20 protein-coding genes and 1 riboswitch are annotated in these 25294 nt (G+C 73.4%); of the genes, 12 read left to right on the forward strand and 8 right to left on the reverse strand.

Annotation, left to right across the window (positions count from 1 at the left end):
• Positions 1 to 24: 24 nt before the first annotated feature.
• A complete protein-coding gene (locus VA596_RS26430) occupies positions 25 to 834 on the reverse strand; it encodes a class I SAM-dependent methyltransferase (RefSeq protein ID WP_323330851.1) in 810 nt (269 codons plus the stop codon).
• Between the two features lie 133 nt (positions 835 to 967).
• Here VA596_RS26430 and VA596_RS26435 point away from each other — a divergent pair, with 133 nt between their 5' ends.
• Entirely contained in the window at positions 968 to 1363 is a 396-nt protein-coding gene (locus tag VA596_RS26435; protein WP_323330852.1) for an STAS domain-containing protein, read from the forward strand.
• A 65-nt stretch (positions 1364 to 1428) separates the two neighbouring features.
• On the opposite strand, the gene VA596_RS26440 is transcribed toward VA596_RS26435, so the two are convergent.
• The 5 genes from VA596_RS26440 to VA596_RS26460 form a co-directional block, all read right to left on the reverse strand.
• Entirely contained in the window at positions 1429 to 4815 is a 3387-nt protein-coding gene (locus tag VA596_RS26440) for a S8 family serine peptidase (RefSeq protein WP_323330853.1), read from the reverse strand.
• A 208-nt stretch (positions 4816 to 5023) separates the two neighbouring features.
• Positions 5024 to 6202: a cytochrome P450 gene (locus VA596_RS26445; protein ID WP_323331122.1), complete on the reverse strand. Its 1179-nt coding sequence runs from the start codon at positions 6200 to 6202 to the stop codon at positions 5024 to 5026.
• On the reverse strand, positions 6202 to 6909 hold the full coding sequence (locus VA596_RS26450) for a thioesterase II family protein (protein ID WP_323330854.1): 708 nt from the start codon (positions 6907 to 6909) through the stop codon (positions 6202 to 6204). Before VA596_RS26450 ends, VA596_RS26445 begins: the two co-directional genes overlap by 1 nt.
• Positions 6906 to 7292: a hypothetical protein gene (locus VA596_RS26455; protein ID WP_323330855.1), complete on the reverse strand. Its 387-nt coding sequence runs from the start codon at positions 7290 to 7292 to the stop codon at positions 6906 to 6908. Before VA596_RS26455 ends, VA596_RS26450 begins: the two co-directional genes overlap by 4 nt.
• Positions 7289 to 9010, reverse strand: a complete 1722-nt coding sequence (locus tag VA596_RS26460; protein WP_323330856.1) for a non-ribosomal peptide synthetase — start codon at positions 9008 to 9010, stop codon at positions 7289 to 7291. The genes VA596_RS26455 and VA596_RS26460 overlap by 4 nt, the downstream gene beginning before the upstream one ends.
• A 531-nt stretch (positions 9011 to 9541) precedes the next feature.
• Between VA596_RS26460 and VA596_RS26465 the strand changes: the two genes are divergently transcribed.
• Positions 9542 to 10321 carry a methyltransferase gene (locus VA596_RS26465; RefSeq protein ID WP_323330857.1) on the forward strand — a complete coding sequence of 260 codons (780 nt, stop codon included), beginning with the start codon at positions 9542 to 9544 and terminating at the stop codon, positions 10319 to 10321.
• A gap of 10 nt (positions 10322 to 10331) precedes the next feature.
• Here the strand turns inward: VA596_RS26465 and VA596_RS26470 are convergent, their stop codons facing one another.
• Positions 10332 to 11030, reverse strand: a complete 699-nt coding sequence (locus VA596_RS26470) for a hypothetical protein (protein ID WP_323330858.1) — start codon at positions 11028 to 11030, stop codon at positions 10332 to 10334.
• 120 nt (positions 11031 to 11150) lie between these two features.
• On the opposite strand from VA596_RS26470, the gene VA596_RS26475 reads away from it, so the two are divergent.
• From VA596_RS26475 to VA596_RS26485, 3 genes are all read left to right on the forward strand, one after another.
• Entirely contained in the window at positions 11151 to 12959 is a 1809-nt protein-coding gene (locus VA596_RS26475; RefSeq protein ID WP_323330859.1) for a YncE family protein, read from the forward strand.
• A 133-nt stretch (positions 12960 to 13092) separates the two neighbouring features.
• Positions 13093 to 15027 (forward strand): potassium transporter Kup, encoded by a 1935-nt coding sequence (locus VA596_RS26480; RefSeq protein WP_323330860.1) that lies wholly within the window; start codon positions 13093 to 13095, stop codon positions 15025 to 15027.
• Between the two features lie 11 nt (positions 15028 to 15038).
• A complete protein-coding gene (locus VA596_RS26485; RefSeq protein ID WP_323330861.1) occupies positions 15039 to 15284 on the forward strand; it encodes a hypothetical protein in 246 nt (81 codons plus the stop codon).
• Positions 15285 to 15289: 5 nt separating this feature from the next.
• Here VA596_RS26485 and VA596_RS26490 read toward each other — a convergent pair whose 3' ends face one another.
• On the reverse strand, positions 15290 to 15859 hold the full coding sequence (locus tag VA596_RS26490) for a methyltransferase family protein (RefSeq protein ID WP_323330862.1): 570 nt from the start codon (positions 15857 to 15859) through the stop codon (positions 15290 to 15292).
• A gap of 207 nt (positions 15860 to 16066) precedes the next feature.
• Positions 16067 to 16213: riboswitch (adenosylcobalamin (AdoCbl) riboswitch) on the forward strand.
• Between the two features lie 68 nt (positions 16214 to 16281).
• Between VA596_RS26490 and VA596_RS26495 the strand changes: the two genes are divergently transcribed.
• Genes VA596_RS26495 through VA596_RS26525 form a run of 7 tightly spaced genes read left to right on the forward strand, consistent with a single transcriptional unit; the run spans position 16282 to position 25160 of the window.
• Positions 16282 to 18777 carry an RAD23 family protein gene (locus VA596_RS26495; RefSeq protein WP_323330863.1) on the forward strand — a complete coding sequence of 832 codons (2496 nt, stop codon included), beginning with the start codon at positions 16282 to 16284 and terminating at the stop codon, positions 18775 to 18777.
• A gap of 4 nt (positions 18778 to 18781) precedes the next feature.
• On the forward strand, positions 18782 to 19636 hold the full coding sequence (locus VA596_RS26500) for an ABC transporter substrate-binding protein (RefSeq protein WP_323330864.1): 855 nt from the start codon (positions 18782 to 18784) through the stop codon (positions 19634 to 19636).
• A complete protein-coding gene (locus VA596_RS26505; protein ID WP_323330865.1) occupies positions 19633 to 20571 on the forward strand; it encodes an ABC transporter substrate-binding protein in 939 nt (312 codons plus the stop codon). Before VA596_RS26500 ends, VA596_RS26505 begins: the two co-directional genes overlap by 4 nt.
• A complete protein-coding gene (locus VA596_RS26510; RefSeq protein ID WP_323330866.1) occupies positions 20571 to 21695 on the forward strand; it encodes an energy-coupling factor transporter transmembrane component T in 1125 nt (374 codons plus the stop codon). Before VA596_RS26505 ends, VA596_RS26510 begins: the two co-directional genes overlap by 1 nt.
• Positions 21692 to 23284, forward strand: coding sequence for an ABC transporter ATP-binding protein (locus VA596_RS26515; RefSeq protein WP_323330867.1), 1593 nt, complete (start codon positions 21692 to 21694; stop codon positions 23282 to 23284). The genes VA596_RS26510 and VA596_RS26515 overlap by 4 nt, the downstream gene beginning before the upstream one ends.
• On the forward strand, positions 23281 to 24144 hold the full coding sequence (locus VA596_RS26520) for an ECF transporter S component family protein (RefSeq protein WP_410171926.1): 864 nt from the start codon (positions 23281 to 23283) through the stop codon (positions 24142 to 24144). The genes VA596_RS26515 and VA596_RS26520 overlap by 4 nt, the downstream gene beginning before the upstream one ends.
• Complete coding sequence (locus VA596_RS26525) at positions 24141 to 25160, forward strand: prenyltransferase/squalene oxidase repeat-containing protein (RefSeq protein ID WP_323330868.1); 1020 nt, start codon at positions 24141 to 24143, stop codon at positions 25158 to 25160. Before VA596_RS26520 ends, VA596_RS26525 begins: the two co-directional genes overlap by 4 nt.
• The last annotated feature ends 134 nt before the right edge of the window (positions 25161 to 25294 follow it).

Below are 25294 nucleotides of genomic sequence, written 5' to 3' on the forward strand. Positions count from 1 at the left end.
GGCGCACCGCTGCGGCCGAACGGATCAAGGGCGCCAGACGTCGACGGCGATCTCCCGCAGCTGTTCGCGGAACGTCCCGTCCGGGCTCGCCTCGTGCAGGAGCTCCCGCAGCTCGGTTTCGAACTCGGCGAGCCGGCCGCCGAACAGGTGCGGCGCCGAGCTGGACAGCGAGAAGATCGCGGCGACGACGTCGTCGACGTCCCGGGTGACGACCGCGCCGGGGATCTCGAGCCGCCGCGGGCCGCGGAAGCCGGCCGCGCGGTAGATCTCCGTCTCGCCCGAGGCCGTGCCGCCGGGGAGGACACCCTGGCCCGCGCGGCGGACCGAGCCGAGGTGCCGCCGCACGAGGTCCGTGATCGCGTCGTACGGTGGCGCGGAGTCGCCGGCACCCTGGTGCGTCGTGGCGTGGACGTGGGCGCAGGCCCCGCCGGCGGCCAGCATCCCGTGCACGGCCGCGGCGACGCGCGGGCGGTCCAGCCAGTGGAACGACTGGGCGAACGTGACCAGCCGGAACTCACCCAGATCGGCGGGCAGCTCCTCGGCCCGGCGGTGCACCCACCGGCAGGTGCGGATTCCCGCCTCGGACGCGCGCCGGGCGGCTTCGCCGAGCATGTCCGGGTCGGCGTCCAGGCCGACGGCTTCTTCGACCTTGCCGGACAGGAGCAGGGTCAGCGACCCCGGTCCGCAGCCGACGTCGAGCAGGCGGCCCGAGCCGTCCAGCTCCAGCTCGGCGGCCACGGCGTCGGCGAGGGCCTGCGGATACGCGGCGCGGCCGCGCGCGTAGTAGGCGGCACTGCCGGAGTACAGCGAAGGATCCCAGCTCCAGGTGGTCACGGTGCCGACCCTAGAACGACCCGATCGCCCCCGGAAAGCGCGTTTCCCCGCCGGAAGTTTGGGTATCAAGATCCCGTCGTTGATCACTTCCCTGCGAACGCCGGCCCGCCGGCGCGGAAGGCCCGCCGAACCCGTGTCCCCTCAGTCACCGATCCCCGTCCCGGCCGGACGCCCCCTCGCGGCCCGCCGGACGGAGTACCGCCCCGGCCTGCTGGTCCTGACCTTCGCCGGGGAGATCGACACCCTGACCGTCCCGATCCTGGAACGCGAACTGCGGGAGACCCCGCCGGGCACGACGCTGGTGGACCTCACCCAGATCGCCTTCGTCGGCCTGGCCGGCGCCCGCGCCCTGGCGGCGGCCGCGGAACGGGCCGGTGCCGAAGGACGGCGCTTCGGGCTGGTCGCGAGCAGCAGGACGCTCGCCCGGCTGTTCCGCATCACCGGGCTGGCCGCGGGCGTCCCGATGTTCGCGTCCCTGTCCGACGCCCTGCGGGAACTGCTCGCCGCCGGCCTCCAGGACGCCGGCTGAACCACGAGCAAGGGCCTCCGGCTCCCTGAGAGGAAGCCGGAGGCCCTTCGCTGAGCGCTACCGGGTCAGCCGACGCGGTAGTGGTACGGCAGGGTCGCGATGACCTCGCCGGTGCCCTCCTCCGGCAGGCCGGTGGAACCGGTCGGCAGGGTCGGGACGGTCACCAGGTTGAGGTGGCCGGCGACGTCGGTGCCGCGGGCGCCGGACGGGGTGATCGTCACCTGGACGGTGGCCGAGCGCCCCGGCGGGATGATCACCGGCGTGCCGCCGGTGCCCGCGGGGTCGACCGCCTGGTCGTACGGGTCTCCGGTCGACGACGTCACGGCGTGGTCGAAGCCCGCGGTCACGATCGACGAGGTGTAGCTCGCGTGCCCGGCGGGGGCGCCGGACGGCCCGAACGGGCCGAGCTCCTGCACGTCGGCGAACCAGATGCCCTTGGTGACGTAGCCCTTCTTCTCCCCGATCGTGGCGACCGAGACCGTGCTGCCACCCTGCGCCTTCTTCAGGTCGCCGAACACGTCGATGCCGGCGGCCGAGCCCTGCAGCTCGACCTGGGCCGGCACGGTCGACGACGTCGCCACCGTCAGCTTGCTCGTGTCCGGCGGCACCTCGTAGACCGGCGCGATCGAGCCCGGCTCGGGCAGGTCGACCTCGGTCTGGCCGCCCACCGGGACCGGCTGCAGCGTCTGGGCGGTGTTGGTGCGGGCGTCGACGCCGATCGCGATCGGCTCGATCCCGGTGTTGTGCACGGTCACCGGCACCGTGACCGCCTTGCCCGCGGCCAGCTTGCCGCCGTTCGGCAGCGCCGGCGCGGACACCGAGGCCTGGTCGAAGGCGACCGTGCCGGTGAACGGCTGCTGCAGTTCCTTGCCGGTGACCGGGTTCTGCACCACCAGCACCAGGTGCCAGCGCCCGGGCAGCGGGTTCGCGTCGGTCAGCTGCAGCCCCGGACCCTGCGACACGGTCGTCGGCGAGGCCAGGGAGATGTTGCTGTTGACGTCGGCGAGCTCGCCGTTCGGGTCGACCAGGACGCCGTCGAGGACCGTGCCCGGGTCGGACAGGTGCACGGCGACGTCGACGTCCTTCTTGCCGCGGGGCACGTCGAACTCGTAGCTGAACGTCTGCGCGGGGGAGACCGCGCGGGCGTTGCCGCCGGTGATGGTACCGCCGAACTTCCCGGGGCCGTTGCCGGTCGGGATGAGCGAGCGCAGCACCGCCGACACGGACGTCTGGTGGCCGTCGGAGCTGCCGAAGGTCACCGAGTAGTCCGCGTCGCCGCCCGAGGCCGGGGTCGGCAGGGAGACCTTGACCGGCTTGGTCTGGCCCGGGGCCAGGCTGAGGATCTGCGGCGAGACCTGGCCGTAGGGCACCGCGCGCTGCGCGTCCGCGGCCAGCTGGATGTCACCGGTGTACCCGGACGCGCCCGCGACCGAGTACAGCACCGCCGTCCAGGTGCCCGGGGCCGGGTGCCGGACGTCGACGTTGGCGTAGTTCGCGGTCGCCGCGCCACCCTGCGGGCGGCTGTTCGCGACGAACGTGCCGTCCGGCGCGAGCAGCGTCAGTCGCACCACCGGGGTGACCGGGGAGCCGTTGACCGTCTTGGGACTGCCCTGCCACGCCATCCTCGACAGCAGCCGGTCGGTCGCCGGCGGGACGGTGAACTTCACCGTCTTCTGCGCCCACTGCGCGCCGTTGTAGTAGGTGAACGTCGGCAGCTTGGTGGAGTCGAACGGCACGGTCTGGGTCTGCGTCGACGACGTCGTGAACCCGCGGGTGCCGGTGGACACCGTGAGCGGCTTGGTGCCGATGTTCGACACCTTGACCGTCGCGGTCTGCGTGCTGCCGGGCGCGCCTTCGAGGGTCAGCTGGTCGGTCGAGAGCGCGATGTTCGACGAGACGCCGGCCGGCGCGCCGGTGGTGCCGGAGGCGGTCGTCGCCGCCTCGACGGCCGCGCGCGCGTCCAGCAGGCCGGCGCCCTGCTCGTCGGCCGGCAGGCCGAGGTCGCGGGTGGTGCCGGTGATCAGCTGCTTGACCAGGGCCGGGGCCGGCGACGCGCCGTGGTGCGTGCCGCGGTAGGCCTGGATGACCAGCGCCGCGACGCCCGCGGTCAGCGGCGCCGATTCGCTGGTGCCACCGAAGGACTCCAGGTCCGCTCCCTGCGGCGGGGACTGGAACGTCCGGCACTCCGCGTAGGTCGGTTCGCAGTCGGCCCAGTTGCCCTCACCGGGGGCGACCAGGTCGATCGTGCGGCCGTTCTGCGTGATGCCCGAGGACGACAGCGCGGAGATGTTGTCGCTGATCCACTTCCCGTTGGAGAACGGGAAAGCCGCGTAGGTGGTCTGCGCGTACAGCCGGTTGTCCGTGGTCGCGCCGGCGGAGATGACCAGCGGGTCGGTGGCCGGGCTGCCGATGGTCGAGGTCGTGCCCGCGTCGCCGCTGGAGGTGGTGACCGTGACGCCCGCGGCGACGGCCTCGTCGTTGAACACCTGGAACAGCTCGCGCGAGCTGGCGTCCGGGTACTGGTTGAGGCCGAGCGACTCGTTGATGACGTCGACGTGGTCGACCGTCACCGCGTAGTCGATGGCCTGCAGGATCGCGGAGTTCGTCGCGGTGGAGCCGAACACGTTGAGCCCGACCAGGCTCGCACCCGGCGAGACGCCCTTGACGACGATGTTGCAGCCCGGTGGCAGCGGGTGCGCCTGGTTGACGAACTTCGAGAGGTCGTGCACGACGGTGCCCTGCGCGGCGATCGACGACGCGTCACCGAACGCCTCGGCGCCGGAGTCCGTGGTCGCCGGGCCGTCGCCGGAGAAGTCCTGGTAGTCCGAGAACACCTTCGACCCGTCGGGGCGGATGAAGTCGGCGTAGTTCGGATCCATGTTGTCGGCGAGGAAAGCGACCTTGACGCCGGAGCCGTCGGCGAGGTCGGACGCGCTCTTCGAGCCGTCGGTGCTGAAGGCGTGGATCGAGGTGAGCGCTTCCGGTTCCAGCAGCGGCTTCGCGGGGTCGGACGGGCAGATGGCGCCGGGCGCCGACGGGGTCCGGGGCTGGGCGTTCGGTGCCGCACCGCGCGTCCCGGCCGCCGCCGGGGCGCTCGGCGCGGGGAGGGTGACCTTGCTGTCCGGCAGCACGGACGCCACGGCCGGGTCCTGCGCGAGCGCGGCCGCCTGCGCGGGGCTGACGGTCGCGGAGAAAGCGTTGCCGACGGCGAAGTGCTTGACGTTCGCCGGTGCCGGTCCGGCGAGCTTGCCCAGCACCGCGTTCTGCGCTCTGGTCGTTTGGTCCCGTCTGTTCCCGGACGCCGTCTTCGTCGGTGGAGCGGACGCGATCTGGTCGGCCAGCACCACGATCACCGCCTGGGGTTCGGTGCCGGCGCTCGCCGCCGGAGCCGCCGCCCCGGCCGGCTGGGCCGATCCGGCCAGTACCAAGCCGCCGACGGCGGCCAAGACCACCGGACGAAGTATCAACGACGAACGCCGCATGTGCAGCTCCCTGGTCGTAAGGTTCAAATCCATCAGACCTGGTCAAATCGGACCCCGTTTTCCCGGGTTCGATTTCACCGCCTGGCGACTATTGCCTCTCCGACTCCGGTCCACAAGCGACAATCGTGGGAAATTCTCGTGGGATGAATGACGCTTTCGAACAATTCTGTCAAACCGGTCAGGCGGAGTGCAGCCGCACGGGCAGTTCGCGCACGCCCCAGGTGAAGTTCGACGCGGTGTAGCGGGGCTCGCCGACGATTTCGACGGCGGCCACCCGGTCGAGCAGTTCCTCCAGGAACACCGTCAGTTCGAGGCGGGCGAGGCGCGCTCCCAGGCATTGGTGGCGGCCGCCGCCGAAGGCGAGGTGGCGGTTGGGCGTGCGGTCCACCCGGAAGCGGCCGGCGTCGCCGAACTCGGCGTCGTCGCGGTTGGCCGAGACGTTCCACAGGGTCACCCGGTCGCCCTCGGCGATGTCGACGCCGCCGATCGTGGTGGGCGCGGTCGCGGTGCGCAGCACGTGCACGCCGGGGGTGGTCCAGCGCAGGACCTCCTCGACCGCGCCCGGCAGCAGCGCGCGATCGGCGCGCAGCGCCGCCCACTGGTCCGGGTGCTCGATCAGCGCCAGCACGGCACCGGCCGCCGAGTAGCGCGTGGTCTCGTTGCCGCCCGCGAGGACGCCGTTGCAGTTGACCACGATCTCGGTGTCGGTCAGCGGCCGCTTCGTACCGTCCGATGTGGACCGCCGGTCGGCGGCGATCCGGCTGACGAAGTCGTCGCCCGGGTTGTCGCGGCGGTCGAGCACCAGTTCCGAGAAGTACAGGAAGATCTCCGCGTGCGCGGCGAGCCTGCTCTGTTCGTCCTCGCCCTCGAAGGCGTCGTTCATCGTGCCGCCGAGCCAGTCCCACTCCTCCCGCGGCACGCCCATCAGCGCGCACACCACGCGCGTCGGCAGCCGGCGCGCGGTCTCGACGACGTCCACCTCGCCCGCGGCGAGGGCGTCGTCGAGCAGGCCCCGCACCACGGAGCGCACCAGGTCCTCCGCGTGCGGGATCGCGGCGGGCGAGAACCCCTTGGCCAGCACCGTCTTCAGCTGCGCGTGGTCCGGCTGGTCGGAGACGATCAGCATCTGCCCGGTCACCGCGTCCACCGCGGTCGGGTTGGTGCCGAGCCGCATCCCGTGCCGGGAGCTGAACCCGGTCGCGTCGCGGTAGACCGACAGCACGTCGGCGTACCGGGTGACGACCCAGAAGCCGCCGCGGGAGTCGGGGTGCCGGCTCACCGGGTCGTGCTCGCGCAGCCACGCGAAGTGGGGCCAGAACTCGGTGCCGGCGAAGCTCAGGTCGTCGGTCAGGTCCATCAGCACAGCAGGCTCCCCAGTGCGGGCACGGTCTCGTCGGCGAGGTCGGTCAGGAAGGTGTGGCTCCCGGCGAAGGAGCGCCGGGTGGCCCCGGCGGTGGTGTAGCCGGCCCAGCCGTCGAGCAGGTGCCCGGGCACCACCGTGTCCAGGTCGCCGGACCAGGCGTGGATCGGGCAGTCGAGCCGGAACCGTTCGGCGAGGACGTGGGTGTCGGCGAGCTTGTCGTCGCGGCGCAGCACGTCGAGCAGGAACTCCTGGCTGTCCTCGTCGAGGTCGCGGAGCTCGGGCGGGCCGGAGACGAACAGGTCGCGCAGGATCTGCTCGTCGATGACGAGGTGCTCGGCGGCGCTCCGGTTGCCCGGGGGTTCGGTCGCGGCGAGCACGAGCGCGTCCGGCCCGGTCGCTCGCGCGAGCTCGTAGGCGAGCAGCCCGCCGAAACTCTCGCCGACGATGACGAGCGGCGCGCCGGCCCGGAGTTCGGCGAGATCGGCGGCGACGGCATCGACGGCTTCGGCAAAGGTCGCCGGATGTTCTTCGGCGAACCGGTTCTCCCGCCCGGGCAGCTGCACCCCGACCACCGAGACGGCCAGCCCGAGCCGCGCCTGCCAGCCGCGAAAGCGATTGCAGCCGGCACCACCGGGCGGCGCGCAGACCAGGGTCGGACGGCCGGCGGGGGAGGGGTGCCACGGCACCACCCAGCCGCTCATGCGGACACCTCGGCGAGCTGGTTCTTTTGGCCGGGCAGCTGCGCGCCGGCCGCGGACACGGGCTGCGACGGCCACGGCACCGTCGGGCCGCTCGCGCGCATCTCGGCGAGCTGGTTCTCCCGGCCGGGCGGCTGCGCGGCGACCGCGGGCACGGGTCGCTCGAGCCGGGTCGGCCGCGGCACCGTCCGGCCGCTCACGTGCACCTCGGCGAGCTGGTTCTCCCGGCCGGGCGGCTGCGCGGCGACCGCGGGCACGGGTCGCTCGAGCCGGGCTGGCCATGGCACCGTCGGGCCGCTCGCGCGCATCTCGGCGAGTCGATTCTCCTGGCCGGGTCGTTGCGCGCCAACCACGGAAACGGGCCACGGCATCGTCCGGGCGCTCACGCCGGCACCTCCGCGAGCCGGTCCAGTTCCGCGGCCAGGGCGGCCGGGTTGGGGTTGCCCAGCAGCAACGGGATCGACGCCCGCAGCCCGGTCCGTTTGCGCAGCGCCGCGACCATCCGGGCGGCGAGCAGCGAGTGTCCGCCTAGCTCGAAGAAGTCGGCGGCCACGTCGGTCACCGGCTGGTCCAGCACCTCGGCGAAGACGGCGCAGACCTCGTGTTCGCGGGCGGTGGCCGGGGCTCGGCCGGCGGGCCGGGCCGCGTCGGCGGCCAGCGCGAGCGCCGCCCGGTCGACCTTGCCGCGGTCGTCGTAGGGCAGGGCCGGCACGAAGTCCACTGTGGACGGCAGCAGGTGCTCGGGCAGGAACGTCCGGCAGTGCTCGCGCACGAGCAGGGCGCCGGCGACCCGGTCGTGCCCGTCGGCGAGCACGGCGGCGACGCCGAGGGTGCCGCCCGCGGTCCGCACGAACGCCGTCGCCGCGATCACGGCCGGCAGCTGCTCGACGACCCGCTCGAGCTCGCCGAGTTCGATCCGGAACCCGCGCACCTTGACCTGGGTGTCGAGCCGGCCGAGGAACTCGAGCTGCCCGTCCGGGCGGGCGAGCACCTCGTCACCGGTGCGGAACAGCCGTTCCCCGTCCACCGTCACGAACTTGCGCGCGGTGAGTTCCGGGTCGCCGCGGTAGCCCCGGGCCAGCGCGGGCCCGCCGAGGCACAGCTCGCCGCGGGTGCCGGCGGGCACCGGACGCAGGTCGTCGTCGAGCACCCGGGCCAGGTAGCCGGGCATCGGGCGCCCGATGGTCGTGACGTCGTCGCCGCGGGCGCTGTCGGCGCAGGTCGCGGCGATCGTGGCCTCGGTGGGGCCGTAGACGTTCAGCACCCGGTGCCGGGCCAGCAGCACCTCGAGCAGTCCGCGCGGGCAGTGTTCCCCGGCGACCACCACGACCTCGGCCCCGGCGAGCGCGTCGGCGCAGGAGGCCAGCAGCGACGGGGTGAGGCTGGCCGTGCGCGGTGCGACCGCGGCGATCCGGCCGGCGAGGTCGACGTGCTCGCCGTCCTCGGCGAGGTCGAGGATCGCCGTGCCGATGCCGTTGAGCAGGTGCAGCAGCACGCACCAGAGCCAGCCGTCGAACGCGGGCGAGAGCGGGTTGATCCCCAGGCCGCCCGGTCCGATGTGGAGGGTGCTCATGGCGTCCAGCGCCGTTTCCAGGCCCGCGTAGGTGACTTCGACGGCCTTCGGCCGCCCCGCGCTGCCCGAAGTGTGGATGAGGTAGGCGATCTCGCCCCCGGCCGCGGTGAACGGCCCGCCCGCGGCGGTCTCCGGATCGAGCACCGGCAGGTCGGCCGGTGCGCCAGGAGGCCGTCGGCCGAGGACCAGTGACACGCCGTCGAGCACCTCGGCGGTCCGGGCGGCGGGGTGCCGCTCGTCCAGCGGCACCGCCGTCGCGCCCAGGCGCCACACGGCGAGCAGGCTCGCCACGGCCAGCCGGGACCGCCCGGTGGTCAGCGCGACCGTCGTGCCCGGCCCCGCCCCGGCGGCCGCGAGCGCCCCGGCGATCGCCGCCGTCCGCTCGGCGAGGCCGGCGAAGTCGAGCACGCCGTCCGGTGCGGAGCACGCCGTGGCGGCGGGCTGTTCGGCCGCCCACCGCTCGACCGCGTGCTCCAGCAACCCGATGCTGCTGCTCCGGGCGGCGTTCACCGGTAACGCGAGATCCGTCATCGTGCTGGAATCCATTCTTTCGGGCGCGACAATGAAACCGACAATGGGCGGCCCGGCGCCTTCTTCGGCGGGGCGCGGTCGGCAGGGTTCGGGGAAGGCGGCTGATCGCTGGAGAAGTTACGGTGATCTCGCGTTCGAGGCAATACCGCTCGAAGGGTGATCGACGTCGTTGCCCCGGCTGGACCGTATGCGTCGCACCTGCTCCGAATGCGCCGGCCGGCCACGGCGTGCCACCGTTCGTGGCAGGGTGGATAACCCGATCAGCGTAGGGATCGGCGGATCCCGCAAGTGTCCACTGTGTACAGTGAGAGGCGGCTGCGTAGTGACCCCCGTCACGTCCGCCGGTGGCGACTACGCCAGTCGGTCCAATTCGGAGAGTCGCCATCGGACCGCGACGTCGGCTTTTGTGATCGCGGGCGCGCCGATCCGGCCGCCTTTGCCGGAGGGTCCCGAAAAAGACCCTGTCGGACCCGGTGTGGTGGGCCGTACGATGCGGCGTCGCACGATCTGATCGAATGGGGAAAACACCGGATGTCGCAGACCATCGGCTGGAACAACTTCGTCGACACCCAGGCGCAGGCCGAGCGCCGCCGGCTCCACCTGCTGGAGGCGAGCTTCGATCCCTTCAGCTTCCGCCAGCTCGAAAGCCTCGGGGTGCGGCCGGGGTGGCGGTGCCTGGAGGTCGGCGCCGGGGCGGGGTCGGTGGCGACCCGGATGGCCGAGCTGGCCGGCCCGGAGAACGTGGTGGCGACGGACCTCAGCCTCGCGTTCCTCGGCCCGCTCGCCGAAAGCGGGGTCACCGTGCTGCACCACGACGTCACCACGGACGACGCGCCCGGGGAGTTCGACGTCATCCACACCCGGTTCGTGCTGGAGCACCTGACGGAGCGCGACGCCGTGATCAAGCGGCTGGCGTCGTGGCTCAAGCCCGGCGGGTGGCTGCTCATCGAGATCGGCGCCACGCTGCCCGAGCTGTCCTCGCGGCCGGCGACCCGACAGACCATGGCGGCGCTCTCCCGGGTCATGGCGGACCGGGTCGGCACCGACCCGGACTGGGCCCGCACCCTCCCGGTCCCGCTGGAAGCGGCGGGCTTGGCCGACTGCGCCGCCGAGGGCGTGGTCCTGCCGGCGCGGGGCGGGCAGCCGCTGGCGTTCTGGCTCAAGAACACCACGAAGCTCGTCGAGGAGCACGCGCTCGCCACCGGCCTGGTCACCCGCGAGGTGCTCGACGAGGCGTACGCGCTGTACGAGGATCCGTCCTTTGTGGACTACAGCTGGATGACCGTCGGGGCGCGCGGCCAGCGGAGCTGAGCCACGGCCGTCAGAGGTAGTCGCGCAGGGCGCCGGCCTCCACCACGAGCAGGTCGGCGTCCTGGAGCGGGTCGGCCCGGTGCGCCGCGGTGGCGGCCGGGCGGCGCGGGCGGTGGGACGGATCGACCTTGAACTCGATCGCGTCGGCGGCGATTTCGATCGTGCGGAGCCGGTTCTCGATCAGGGTGAGTTCGGCCTCCTCGACGCCGTGGAGTGCGCGGCGCACCGCGCTCCAGACGACGTGCTCGAGCCGGCGGTCCCGGTCGAAGGCGCCGGTGCGCCACGCCGTGCTCTTCGCGATCCGCTCGCCCAGCGCGCAGAGGCGCATGGCCTGAGTGTCTTCCTCGGTGACGTCGAGTCCGGGCTCCTCCGCGGTCTGCTTGCGGTAGCGCTCCAGCGCGTCGCCGGGACCGAGGAACAGTTCGACGCCGACGAGCACGAGGCCGGCGACCGCGCCGAGGGCGGTCCACAGGACGGCCGACCAGAACCCGCCGCCGGCGAAGAGGATCGGGAACGCGATGGCCGGTCCCAGGAGGAGCAGGACGGCGAGGCCGCCGAGGAGCTCGTCGGCGCGGTGGGTCACCCGGCCGGCGGGGGTCAGGGTGTAGCCGCCGGCCAGCAGCCGCGGGTCGTGGACGCGGTAGCCGGCGTCGGTGCGGATCAGGGTGGGCAGCCCGGTGAGCCGGGCGCCGGGCGCGAGTCCGTCCATCGTTGCTCCTGGTTCGACCCGGGGGCGGTGGTGGTTCCCGGTGGTGCGGGAAGCATGGTCCCAGAACTCCCGGAAACCGGGTCATACTCGTGAGGTGCCGCGACACCGAGGGGGCCGAGCGTGACCGATCGCGAAGCCGAGCTGCGGGTCCTGCTCGACCGGGTGGAAGACGAACGTTCCGGCGCCCGGGTGAACCGGTTCCGCCGCGCGGCCCGGCTGGCCGGCTGGTCGCTGGCGGCGCTCGTGCCCCTGGGCGTGCTCGCGGGGCTGGCGGAGCCGGCGGCCCTGGCCGCGCACCCGTTCGGGTCCGGCGCCGGGCTCGCGGTCCTCCTGCTCGTCGGGCACGGTCTCTCGGCCGAGGTGCACGGCTGGCTGCGCACGCACGAGGAGGACGTCCTGCGGCTGCGCACGTCCCTTCGCCTCCACCGCGGCCACCGGCTCGCGGGCTGGCCGGAACCGGGTGACGGCGACGCCGGTGAACGGCAGCGGCTGCTCGACGACCTCGACGACGCCCGGGCGGACCGGCGGCGCACGCGGTGGCAGCTGATCGGCGCGCTCACCGCCGCGGCCGGCGTCACCGGTGCCTTCGCCGCGGCGCTCACCCTGCTCGGCACGCCGTGGCCGGCGGCGTGGGGATCCCGGCTGCTCCTGCTGGGCACGGTCTGCTGCGCCGTCGTCGCCTTCGAAGTCGTGGCGACGCTCGCGACCGGCGGCCGGCCGGCCGTCACCAAGGCCAACCTCGTCGCGGCCCGGCGCCGGCACCGTGAGGCGGCCCTCTACGACGCGCAGCCGCCCGCCGCGCGCCCCGGGCCCGCGCACCTGCCGCCGATCAAGCAGGGCAAGGGGACCTTCGCCGCGGTGCCGGTGGTCGGGCTGGCGAGCCTGGCGGCCCTCGTCCTGGCCGGCGGGTTCACCGTCGAGAGCGCCCCGGCCCCGCCCGCCGGCCCGGCTCCCGACTTCTCGGCCGTGCCGACGCAGCCGGCCGGCCGCAAGGTCGCCGTCCCGGTGGACTGGCCCTCGGGAGTCGCCGTCGCTCCGGACGGCCGGCACGCCTACGTCGGCAACGCCGGCCCGCCCGACCGGCCCGACGACACCGTCGCCGTCGTCGACCTCGGGACCCAGTCGGTCACGGCGGCGCTCCCGGTGGCGCCGCACCCGATGGCGCTGGCCCTGACCCCGGACGGCCACCGGCTCGTGGTGGCGAGCACCGGCCCGGCCAAGACCCCGGCTGGCGCCTTCACCGTCCTGGACCCGGACGCGCGCCGAGTCGTTGCGACGATTCCCCTTCCCGGCCCGCCGCTCGACGTCGCGGTGTCACCGGACGGGCAGACCGCCTGGTGCGTGGTCTCCGGCGCCAGCGCGTACGACGCGGGCACGGCCGTCGCGATCGACATCGCGCGAGGTGCGGTCACGGCGTCGATCCCGGTCGGCGTCAACCCGGACGCGATCGCCGTCGACGCCGGCCGGGCGTACGTGGCCAACTTCGGCGAGAACACGGTCTCGGTCCTCGACACCGGCCGGAATGCCCTGGTGTCCACAGTGGACACCACGGCCGGGCCGGGCGGCCTGGTGCTCGACTCGCGCCGGCACACGCTGTGGGTGGCCGGCCAGACCGAGTCCGACCCCCGTGCCGCGCTGACCGCGATCGACACCACCACCCTCGCACCCGCGCCGGTCGACCTCGGCGCCCCGCCGCCGGGTGCGGGCGGGCCCGGCGCGCTCGCCCTGACCCCCGACGGCCGCCGCCTGCTGGTGGGCCGGTCCAGCCCGGGCACGGCGCCGCTGCCGCTGCTCACCGTCGTCGATCCCGCGACCCGGCGCACGACCGGCGTGATCACGCTCCCCGCCGTGTACCGGATCGCGCCCGGCCCGGACGGCCACCACGCGATCGCCGCCGCCGGCGACCTCTGGCTCCTCGACATCCCGTGACCGGGCGTCCCGGCGCTAAGATTTCGTAAATTCCGACCGGCCGCCTCCGCGTCCGCCCTGGACGTCCGGCGTCCGGCCACAGTGGACCGGTAGGGTCCGCGGGGGTGGGCCCGCCGGGCCGGAGGAGGGGTGCGTGAGCGAGGAGACGACGACGGCGGAGAAGCCGTCGCACGTCCGGGATTCGGTGCGGCTGGGCATCGTGGTCGGGGCGCTCGGCGTGGTCTTCGGGGACATCGGCACCAGCCCGATCTACACCCTGCAGACGGTCTTCAACCCGGCCGACCCGCACCCCGTGCCGGTGACCACGGACAACGTGTTCGGCGTGGTGTCGCTGATCTTCTGGTCGGTGATGATCATCGTCACGGTCACCTACGTGCTGCTCGCGATGCGCGCGGACAACGACGGTGAGGGCGGCATCATGGCGCTGATCACCCTGCTGCGCCGCCTCGGCTCGCAGCGCGGCAAGCGCGCGGCCGTCCTGCTGGCCGGCCTGGGCATCTTCGGCGCCGCCCTGTTCTTCGGCGACAGCATGATCACCCCGGCCATCTCGGTGCTGTCCGCGGTGGAGGGCCTGAAGGTCGTCTCGGACTCGCTCGACGCCTGGATCGTGCCGATCACCGTGGTGATCATCATCGGGCTGTTCCTGGTGCAGCGGCGGGGAACCGCCGCGGTCGGGCGGGTGTTCGGGCCGGTCATGATCGCCTGGTTCATGGTGGTCGGCGCGTGCGGCGTGGGCGGGATCGCCGGGCACCCGGACATCCTCAAAGCCCTCTCGCCCACCTACGCCATCGGGTTCATGGCCGGGCACTTCGACATCGCGTTCTTCGCGCTGGCGGCCGTCGTCCTCGCCGTCACGGGCGCCGAGGCCCTCTACGCCGACATGGGGCACTTCGGCCGCCGGGCGATCACCCGCGGCTGGCTGTTCCTGGTGTTCCCGGCCTGCGTGCTCAGCTACCTCGGGCAGGGCGCGCTGATCCTCGAGGACCAGGCGAACATCAGCAGCCCGTTCTTCCTGCTGGTCCCGTCGTGGGGCCGGCTGCCGATGGTGGTGCTGGCGACGGCGGCCACCGTCATCGCCTCCCAGGCGGTGATCACCGGGGCCTACTCGGTCACCGCCCAGGCCGCGCAGCTCGGGTACCTGCCGCGGCTGCGGATCGCGCACACGTCGGAGACCGAGCGCGGGCAGATCTACGTCCCGTGGATCAACTGGCTGCTGCTGGTTTCGGTGCTGACGCTGGTCTTCGCCTTCCGCAGCTCGACGGCGCTCGCGTTCGCCTTCGGCATGGCGGTCACCGGCACGATCACCATCACGACGTTGCTGTTCTTCTACGTCGCCCGGTCCAAGTGGGGGACACCGCGGTGGCTGATCGGCGCCGGCGCGGCCGTGCTGCTGGTCGTCGACCTGCTCTTCGTGGCGGCCAACCTGACCAAGCTGGTGCACGGCGCGTGGCTGCCGCTGCTGATCGGCCTGACGGTGTTCACGATCATGACGACGTGGCAGCGGGGCCGCCACATCGTCACCGCCGAGCGGGAACGTCACGAAGGCTCGCTGCGGGAGTTCGTCGAGCAGCTGCGCAACCGCGACACCCCGACGCAGAAGGTTCCGGGCACGGCGGTGTTCCTCAACCGGGGCGGGGCGACGGCGCCGCTCGCGCTGCGCGCCAACGCCGAGCACAACCACGTGCGGCACGAGCACGTCGTCATCATGTCGCTGGAGACCGAGCCGGTCCCGCGGGTCGCCGCGGAGCAGCGGGTGAGCGTCGAAGACCTGGGGCACAAGGACGACGGGATCGTCTTCGTCACCGCCCGGTACGGCTACATGGAGACGCCGGACGTGCCCGCGGCCCTGGCCCTGCTGGACCCGGCCGCCACCGAAGGCCGGCTGCAGCTCGACGACGCGTCCTACTTCCTGTCGAAGATCGAGCTGCAGCGCGGGACGAAACCGACGATGGCGGGCTGGCGCAAGCGGCTGTTCATCGCCACCTCCTACATCACGGCGGACGCCGCGGAGTACTTCGGCCTGCCCCGCGACCGCACGGTCATCATGGGTTCCCGCATCGACGTCTAGTCAGGAGTGGCATGACCGATCTGCGTGCCCGGGCCGCGGCCGGTGACCCGGACGCCGTCGACCAGCTGGTCGAGCTGGCGGGGGAGCGGGGTGACGCCGAAGAGCTGCGCACGTGGGCCGCGGCGGGGAATCCGGACGCCGTCGACCTCTTGATCGAGCTCGCGACCGAGCGCGAAGACCTCGGCGAGCTGCGCCGCCTGGCCGCGGAGGGCAGCCGGACGGCCGCCGAGCAGCTGGCCGAGCTGGAAGGCGACTGACCCGCTCACCACACGTACGGGACGAGCCGGGCGCGGCTCGCGGCGAACTGCCGGTACCGGTCGCCGAGCGCGTCGCCGAGGGCACGTTCCTCGATGCGGAGGCGGTGGATCAGGGCGAGCAGCAGCACCGCGACCGCGCCCGCCGCGCCGACCCAGTTGCCGACGACCAGGCCGCCGCCGGCGAAAACGAGCAGCAGGCCGGTGTAACTCGGGTGGCGCAGGACCCGGTACGGGCCGTGGTCGACGACGGGCTGGTCTGCGCTGGTCCGCACCGTCACGGTGAAGTACCGGCCCAGGCTGGCGAAGGACCACCAGCGCAGGAGCAGGCCGAGCCACCCGAGGACGATCCCGAGCGTGCACGGCCACGTGCCGCCGCCGATGCGGGCGGCCGGGACGACCGCCCGGCCGATCGGCCACAGCAGGATCGCCCCGAAGAACAGCGCCCGGAAGACGACTTCCGCGCGCACGTCGACGAGTTTCGCGCCGCGCCGCGTGCGGAAGGCCTGGACCAGTTCGCCCGCGAAGAAGGCGCCGGCGCTGATGGCCGGCGGCAGTCCTCCCCAAGGTGCGAGCACACGGCCATTATGCGCGGCGACGGCGGTCCAGCCTGGCCACGAGCACGACGGTGACCACGGCGAGCCCGCGCCACGGCGGCGAGCAGGAGCGTCCCGGTAACGTGACCTGCCGGAAGGTGCTCGGCCCCGCTGTCCGAGGGGCCGAGCCGGTCGAAGTGAGTTCTGCCGTTCCCGTCCGGGCGGCCGGGTGTTAGTTTGGCTCGGACAACTACATGAGTTTTCTGCCCGTGGCAGGGGAAGCCGGTCGAAATCCGGCACTGTCGCGCAACCGTGGGTCACCTTGGGTGACGAGTCGGGCTACCTCCTCGGGCAGGTGATGTCGAACCGCTGTCGCGTAAACAGTGAGTGGACGCCCGGTCCCCAGGGCCGGTCTCTCCCTCGAGCGCTGTGCCGCGCCGGCGTCTGGGGAGAGGAAAGATCAGGTGGCCGGCAAGCGGTTCGGACCCCTCGCGGCGGTGATGTCCGCGGTCGTCGTGTTCACCGTCGGCGCGGTGACCCCGGCCTTCGCCGCCTCGAAGGCGACTTCACAGTGGCTCGCCGCGCAGCTCTCGCCCGACGGGACCCTGCAGAACCCGCTCGGTGGGGACCTGCCCGACCACGGCCTGATGATCGACACGCTCTTCGCGATGTACGCCTCCGGCGACGGCGCGCTGGCCGCCCCGATCGTGAAGTACCTCGACGACGAGCACCACGCCACCGACTACTACACCTGGGACGGCCTCGTCCCCGGCCAGGGCTACGACGCGATCATCACCGGTGGCGCCGCGGCGAAGGTGCTGGTCGCCGCGGAAATCGCCGGACGGGACCCGAGATCCTTCGGCGGGCACGACATGGTCGCCGAAACCCTGGGCACGATCGCGCGCTCGGGCGTCGACAAGGGCCGCGTCAGCGACTACTCGAAGAACCCCGACTTCAAGGACTTCGTCAGCAACAACGCCAACATGTTCGGCCAGGCCTTGGCCGTGATCGGGCTGGCGGGCGCCGGACTGACCGACCGCCTCGCGATCGACACGATGCTCAAGCAGCAGTGCTCGGAAGGCTACTTCCGGATCTTCTTCGGGCTGATCGCCACCACCGAGACCGGCGACCAGGTGACCCCGGACGGCCACCGGATCTCGACGTGTGACGAGGGCAAGGCGCTCGGCCAGTCGTCACCGGACGGCGACACCACCGGGATCGCGCTCTCGGCCCTGCTCGCCGCGCGGGCCGCCGGCGCGGCGGACCTCGACGAGCCCATCACTAAGACCGTGCGGTGGCTGAAGGCCCACCAGGCCGCGAGTGGCGGCTGGGGCGGCGGTGTCGGCACCGAAGCGCCCAACACCAACAGCACCGGCCTGATCGTGCAGGCGCTCGCCGACGCCGGGTGCGCGGACGCCGCGATGGACGCGGGAACCGCTTTCCTCGAGTCCGCCGAAGCGACCGCGGCCGACGCGGGCACCCGGCTCGGCGACCAGCTCGGCGCCATCGCCTACACCCCGGCCGAGTACGCATCGGCGCGCACCACCGGGATCAGCGCCCTCGACGCCTGGATCCGCGCGAGCTCCCAGGCCGCACTCGGCCTGTCCCGGACCGGGTTCCACGACCTCACCCTGGGACACACCGGAGCGCCGACACCGCCGGACCCCGGCTGCACGCCACCGCCACCCCCGCCACCGGGCGAAAAGCCCCCGGCGACAAGCAATCCCGCCGCTCCGCCGCCGGTCAGCAAGAAGGCCGGCACCCCGGCGGTGCGGCCCGGCTCGCCGCGCGGCACCGTAGTCGTCCCCGCCGACGCCCCGGCGCAGGTGAGCGGCCCGACCCCGGCCGACCGGCTGGGCAGCTACCTAGCGAGCCGGCTCGTCGACGGCGACCACGTCGAAGTCGCCCAGGACGGCCAGACCTTCGTCGACTACGACCTCACCGCGGACCTGGTCCTGGCCCTGCGCACCCTCGGGCAGCAGCCGGACGCCACGGCCCGGGCCTCCCGCTTCCTGCTGAGCCCGGACTCGATCAAGGCGTACGCCCATGGTGCGCCTTATGAGCAGGGCCAGGCGGCTTACGCCGAACCGCTGGCCAAGCTGGACGTCATCGCCCACTTCGCGGCGGATCCGGCCGCCGGCCGGCTGGACGCGGACCTCGCCGCCCTGCGCACCGCATCGGGCGGGTTCACCGACACCGGGGAATTCGCCGACACCACCGGATCCCTGCAACGGCACGCGTGGGCCACGATGGCGACGACGATCGTCGCGCCGGCCGAAGCCGCGATCGGGACGCTCGCCGCGCACCAGTGCGCGGATGGTCTCTTCCCGCCTGTCCTGACGGAAAAGCCTTGTGCCACCGGCGATGTCGCCGCGACGGCCGCCGCGATCGAAGCGTTGAACGCGCAACGCCGGGACCCGGCCGCGGTGGAGACCGGCAACGTCCCACCGCCCGGCTGGACCGCCGAACACCGGCGGGCCCTCGAGTCGGCTGCCGCAGCGCTGACCGCCCGGACCGGGCCCGACGGCACGGTCGCCGGGCCGGACGGGCAGCCCGATCCCGTGCTCACGGCGGCCGCGGCCCGCGGTTCCGGCTCCGCCGGGCTTGACGCGAGTAAGGCCGCGCAGGCCCTCGGCGCGCTCGTCCTGGCCGACGGCGGGTTCCCGAAGACCCCGGGCGGGCCAAGCGATCCCGGCGCGAGCATCGCGACGGCGAGCGGGATCGCCGGCCGGAGCTGGCTCGACGCGGACGGCTCCCCGCTCACGACGGCGGTCCGGCTGCCGCTGGCGCCGCCGCTCGCCGCTGCGGCCGGCCCCGGCGTCGTCCCGGTGCAGTCAGCCGCGCACAACTCCACGCTCTGGCTGGCCGTCCGCCTGTCCGGCGCCGCGCTCGTCCTCGCCTTCGCGCTGGCCGCCGGCCTGCGCCACCTGATCACCCGCACACCACGCACCAGGGGGTAACACCATGAGACGTCTTCCACTCGTGATCGCCGCGGTGGCCGGCCTGATCGCCGCATCGGCGACGCCGGCCTCGGCCGTCGACCCGGCCAAGGGCTACAACGGCATCTGCACCGGCAACGACGCGCTGACCGGCGTCACCGTCGTCGTCGACTTCCAGGAGCTGGACGGCAACGGCGGCACCGCCGCGCCGACCATCACCCGCTGCTCGCCGAACGCCACGCCCGGCACGGACCGCACCGGCATCAAGGCCCTGCAGGACGCGGGGATCGCCGTGGCCGGCGTCGCGCAGTGGGGGCTCGGGTTCGTGTGCCGGCTGGAGGGCCGGCCCGCGGCGACCGAGGCGATCCCGGTCTCGGGCAACCCCACCTACAAGGAAGCCTGCGTGCGGACGCCGCCGGCCGGCGCGTACTGGTCGTACTGGAACGCCACCGGTGCGACCTCGACCTGGACGTACAGCAGCTACGGCGCCCTCAACCGCAACGTCGTCCCCGGCGGTTTCGAGGGCTGGTCGTTCTCCCTCAACCGGTCGGCGAGCTCGAACCCGGTGCCGCGGGTGACCCCGCTCAACCCGGCCGTGAACGCGGGCAACCCGACTGTGAGCCTGTCGGCCGACGACCTCGACCACAAGATCACCCTGGGCCAGAGCACCACGCTGACCTGGACGTCTGCCAACGCCACGACGCTCACCGCGCAGTCGGTCGCCCCGGCGGCCGGCGGCGGCGCCTGGTCCGGCTCGCTCGCCGGGCCCGGCGGGTCGCAGACGATCACGCCGACGGCGGCGGGTACCTACACGTACACGATCAAGGCGGCCGGGACCGGCGGCACGGTCTACGCGACCGCGTCGCTGACGGTGCAATGAGGCGGATCCTCACGGGCGCGGCTGTCGTGCTGTTGACGGCCGCGCTCACCACCGGCCCGGCGCACGCCGTCGACCAGGGCAAGGGTAAGCCCGGTTTCTGCGCGGACGGCACCGGCGTCACGGTCGTGGTCGACTTCCAGCAGCTCGGCGGCACGACGATCGTCCGCTGCGACCCGCAGACCGGCCGCGGCACCGGCCTGGACGCGCTCAAGAACGCCGGCTTCCAGATCGCCGGGGTGCAGCGCTGGGGTGAGGCGTTCATCTGCCGCGTCGAGAACCGCCCGTCCGCGGTCGAGGAGATCCCGGTCAAGGGTAACGAGCACTACAAAGAGACCTGTGTGGACACTCCGCCCGCCGCGGGGTACTGGTCCTACTGGCACTCGGGGAACAACTGCGCCTGGGAATACAGCCAGTGGGGCGTGAAGAACCGCGACTTCACCACCGGCGGGTTCGAAGGCTGGTCGTTCTCGCTCAACGCGACCGCCGACGCGAACCCGGTGCCCCGCATCGCCCCGGTCCGGCCCGGGACGGCCGGTCAGGGGTGCACCACCGCGGCGGAGGCGCCGCCGAACTCCAACGACGTCAACGAAAAGCAGCCCGGTGGTGCCGGGCCCGGGGCCACCGGGGACACGCCGGGGGCGCCCGCGTCCGGCACCTCGGCCGCCACTCCCGGGCAGCCGGCGCCGTCCGGGGAGAGCAGCCGGGCGTTGCCGCCGCCGAAGCCGCGGCCGGGAGGGGGCGCGCAGGGGGCACCCGATCCCGCGAAGAACGTGACGTTCACCGGTGGTGAAGGCGCGCCCGACGTCGACCAGGCGATCAAGGAGCAGGCCGGGGCGAGCGACTACGCGCCCTGGGTGGCCGGGGGAGCGGTCGTGCTGCTCGCCGCCGCGGCGTGGTTCACCGCGCGGCAGCGCAAGCGCGCCCGGGAAAGGTGATGCGCGCGTCCTGGTTCCTGCCCCGCGACCTGCATCCCGCCGCGTGGTGGGTGTGGGCGCTCGGGCTGGCGGTCGCGGCCGGCCGGACGACGAACCCGTGGCTGCTGCTGACGATCTGCGCGGTGCTCTGGTACGTCGTCATCGCGCGGCGGGCGGACGCGCCGTGGGCGATGGCGTTCCGGATGTACGCCTACCTGGCCGCGGTGATCATCGGCGTGCGGGTGTTCTTCCGGATCGTCTTCGGCGGCGCCGAGGGCTCGACGATCATCCTGCGCCTGCCCGAAATCCCGCTGCCCGCCTGGGCCGCGGGGATCCGGTTGCTCGGCGACGTCTCCGCGGAGTCCGTCCTGGGTGGCCTCTACGACGGGCTTCGGCTGGCGACGATGGTGCTGTGCCTCGGCGCGGCGAACGCGTTGGCCAACCCGAAGCGGCTGCTGAAGGCGATGCCGCCGGCGCTGTACGAGATCGGCACGGCGGTGATCGTCGCGCTGTCGGTGTTCCCGCAGCTGGCCGAGAGCGTCCAGCGGGTGCACCGCGCGCGGAAGCTGCGGGGTGGTGCGAAGGGGCGCCGGTTCCGGGCCCTGCACGCCGTGATCATCCCGGTGCTGGAGGACGCGCTGGACCGGTCGCTGCAGCTCGCGTCGTCGATGGACTCCCGTGGCTACGGCCGCGCTGGGGTCGTGAAGGCACGAGCGCGGCTGACCGGGACGTTGATGATCACCGGCCTGATCGGCATCTGCGTCGGGGTCTACGCCACTTTGGACGGTTCGACGCCACGGTTCCTCGCGACGCCGTTCCTCGTGGCCGGCCTGGTGCTCGGCCTGATCGGGTTCCGGACCGCCGGCACCCGGGTCCGGCGCAGCCGCTACCGGCCCGATCGCTGGCACCCGCCCGAGTTCGTCACCGCGGCGAGCGGCATCGGGGTGGCGGCGGTGCTGTTCGCGACGTCCAGTGTGGACCCGACGAACCTCAACCCGTCGCTGAGCACGCTGTCCTGGCCGCTGCTGTCCTGGGTGCCGCTCGCCGGTGTGCTCCTCGGCGTCCTGCCCGCGTTCCTGACCCCGCCGCCCGCGCTGCCGTTCGAGGCGGAACCGGTGCCCGAGACCGAGAAGGTCCCCGCATGATCGAGCTGGACCGCGTTTCCTTCTGGTACCACGGGCAACCGGAACCCGTGCTCGCCGACGTGTCGCTGACGATCGGGGAGGGGGAGCTGGTGCTCGTCGCCGGGCGCACCGGCTCGGGCAAGTCGACGCTGCTCGGCACGTTCAACGGCCTGGTCCCGCACTTCACCGGCGGGCACCTCGAAGGCACGGTGTCGGTCGAGGAGGTCACCACCCGGGACCGGCCGCCGCGGGAGTTCGCGCACCTCGTCGGCGTCGTCGGGCAGGACCCGCTCGCCGGGTTCGTCACCGACGTCGTCGAGGACGAACTCGCCTACGGCATGGAACAGCTCGGCCTGGCCCCGCAGGTCATGCGCCGCCGCGTCGAGGAAACCCTGGACCTGCTGGGCATCGCGGAGCTGCGCCGCCGTCCACTTCGGACACTGTCGGGCGGGCAGCAGCAGCGGGTCGCCGTCGGGTCGGTGCTGACCATGCACCCGAAGGTCCTCGTGCTCGACGAGCCGACGTCGGCGCTCGACCCGATCGCGGCCGAGGAGGTGCTCGCGACGCTCGCCCGGCTGGTGCAGGACCTCGGCACCACCGTCGTGCTGGCCGAGCACCGGATGGAACGGGTGATCCCGTTCGCCGACCGGATGCTCTACGTCCCGGGCGACGGCAGCGTCACCGACGGCACCCCGCCGGAGATCCTGCGCACCACCCCGATCGCGCCGCCGATCGTCCGGCTCGGCCGCCTCGCCGGGTGGGAGCCGCTGCCGATGTCCGTGCGTGACGCCCGCCGGGTCGCCCGGCCGTTGCGCGAGCGCCTCGGCTCGCGCCCGGATCCGGCCGAAGCCGAACCGGGGGAGTCGGTGCTGACCGCGTCCGGCGTGGTCGTCCGGTACGGGCCGGTGGTGGCCGTCCGCGGGCTCGACCTGGATCTGCGGCCCGGGCGGGTGGTCGCGATGATGGGCCGCAACGGCTCGGGGAAGTCGTCGCTGCTGTGGGCCCTGCAGGGGTCCGGGCCGCGGCAGGGCGGGAAGGTCCGCGCCGCCGGGGTCGACCCCGGGGAGCTGCCGAGCGCGAAGGCGCGCAAGGTCGTCGGGCTCGTGCCGCAGACCGCGAGTGACCTGCTCTACCTCGAGTCCGTTGCCGCCGAATGCGCCGCGGCCGACGCCGAGACGGGGTCCGAACCCGGCTCCTGCCGGGGACTGCTCGACCGGCTCGCCCCCGGGATCGACCCGGAGCGGCACCCGCGGGACCTGTCCGAAGGGCAGCGGCTCGCGCTGGTGCTGGCGGTGCAGCTGTCCGCGTCGCCGTCGATCATGCTGCTCGACGAGCCGACCCGCGGGCTCGACTACCCGGCCAAGGCGGCGCTGGCGGCGATGATCGCCGCGATGACCGCCGAGGGGTGCGCGGTGGTCGTGGCGACGCACGACGTCGAGTTCGTCGCGACGGTCGCCGACCGGGTCGTGGTCATGGCCGAGGGCGAGATCGTCTCCGACGGCGCCACCGCGGAGGTGCTCGGCGGGTCCCCGGCGTTCGCGACGCAGGTGGCCAAGATCCTCGGTGGCGGCTGGCTGACCGTCGCCGAGGTCGAGGCGGCGGTCTCGTGACGCGGATCCGCCAGTGGGGGCGGGCCGACCAGGCCGTGCGCGTCGGCCCGCGCTCGGCCGTCGTGCTGGGGCTGGCGTCACTGGCCGGGCTGATGATGTTCGTCTGGCCGCTGCTGGTCCGCGTCGAGCCGCAGAGCATGCAGCACGGCCCGGACGCGCCGTTCGTCTTCTTCGGCATCCTGCCGATCCTGATCGTCATCGTGCTCGCCGAGCTGTCCGAAGGCGGCATGGACGCGAAGGCCCTCGCGATGCTCGGCGTGCTGTCGGCCGTCAATGCCGCCCTGCGGCCGCTCGGCGCGGGCACGGCCGGGATCGAGACGGTGTTCTTCGTGCTCGTCCTGGCCGGGCGGGTGTTCGGCGCGGGCTTCGGGTTCGTGCTCGGCTGCACGTCGCTGTTCGCCTCGGCCCTGCTGACCGCCGGGGTCGGGCCGTGGCTGCCGTTCCAGATGCTGTGCTCGGCGTGGATCGGGATGGGCGCGGGCCTGCTGCCGCGCCGCGTGACGGGCAAGGCCGAGATCGCGATGCTGATCGGCTACGGCATCGTCGTGTCGTACCTGTTCGGGTTGCTGATGAACCTGTGGTTCTGGCCGTTCATCACCGGCGCCGAAGTCCCGTACTACGCGGGCCACATTTCCTACGTGGCCGGGGATCCGGTGGGGGAGAACCTGCACCGTTTCGCCGTCTTCACGCTGCTGACGTCGACGGCCGGGTGGGACACCGGCCGCGCGATCACCAACACCGTGGCGATCGCCGTGCTCGGCCCCGCGGTGCTCGCCACGTTGCGGCGGGCCTCGCGCAAGGCCTCCTACGGCGTCGCCCCGACCTTCGCCGAAGTTCCCCTCGAAAGGAAGAACCGATGAAACTCCGTGCTCTCGCCGTCGTTCTCGCCGCCGCGGCCTCGCTCGCCGTCCCGGCCACGGCGTCGGCCGCGACGCCGCCGTCGCAGTCCGCCGCCGGCTGGCTCGCCAGACAGCTGGTGGGCGGCGACCACCTTGAAACCGTCTTCGGCGGAACGTCCTTTCCGGACACCGGCCTGACCATCGACGGCATCTTCGCGTTCGCCTCCGCGGGCGTCGCGGACACCGCGGCCGGGCGAGCGACGACGTACGTGGCGTCGAACCTCGCCGGCTACATCGGTGACGGCGTCGACGAGTCCTACGCCGGCGCTACCGCCAAAGCCGCGCTGGCTGCCGAGGTCCGCGGCCTCGACCCGGCTGCCTTCGGCGGGACCGACCTGCCGACCCGGCTGCGGGCCCTGCTCACGCCGTCCGGCCGGTTCTCCGACCACTCCGCCTTCGGCGACTTCAGCAACGCCTTCAGCCAGTCCCTCGCGCTCCTCGCCCTCGACCGGACGCCCGGTGGCGCACCGGCGTCCGCGGTGACCTTCCTCGCCGGCACCCAGTGCGCGGACGGCGGTTTCCCGCTGGACTTCGGCGTGACGCCGTGCGTGAGCGACACCGACTCGACGGCGATGGCCGCCCAGGCACTGCAGGCGACCGGCCGGCGCGGCAAGTCCCAGCAGGGCCTGACCTGGCTGGCGGGCAAGCAGCAGGCAGGCGGCGGAATCTCGGCCGGCACCGGTGACCCGGCGGTCGCGCCGAACACCAACACGACCGGCCTGGCCGGGCAGGCGTTCCGCGCGGGCCTCAGGCTCGCCGCGGCCCAGAAGGCGAAGACATTCCTCACCGGCCTGCAGCTCGGCTGCGCGGGCATCGTCGCGAACCGCGGCGCGATCGCCTACGACGCCACGGGCTACAACGCCGACACCGTCGTGCGCGCCACCACGCAGGGCATCCTCGGCCTCGGCGGCCGGGGTCTGGCCCAGCTGACGTCGGCTGGTTCGTCGGCCGTGGAGCCGGTTCTCGCCTGCCCGTGACCGCGGGGGAGCCCGGCGCCGGTGTGGTGCCGGGCTCCTCGGTGGTTCAGGCGTGCCGGAACTCCGCCGGGCGTTTTTCGGTGAACGCGGCCGCGGCCTGGCTCAGCTGACATCGGCCGCGGAGCTGGCTCTCA

The organism is Amycolatopsis heterodermiae, from assembly GCF_034929455.1.
GTDB classification, from domain to species: Bacteria; Actinomycetota; Actinomycetes; order Mycobacteriales; family Pseudonocardiaceae; genus Amycolatopsis; species Amycolatopsis heterodermiae.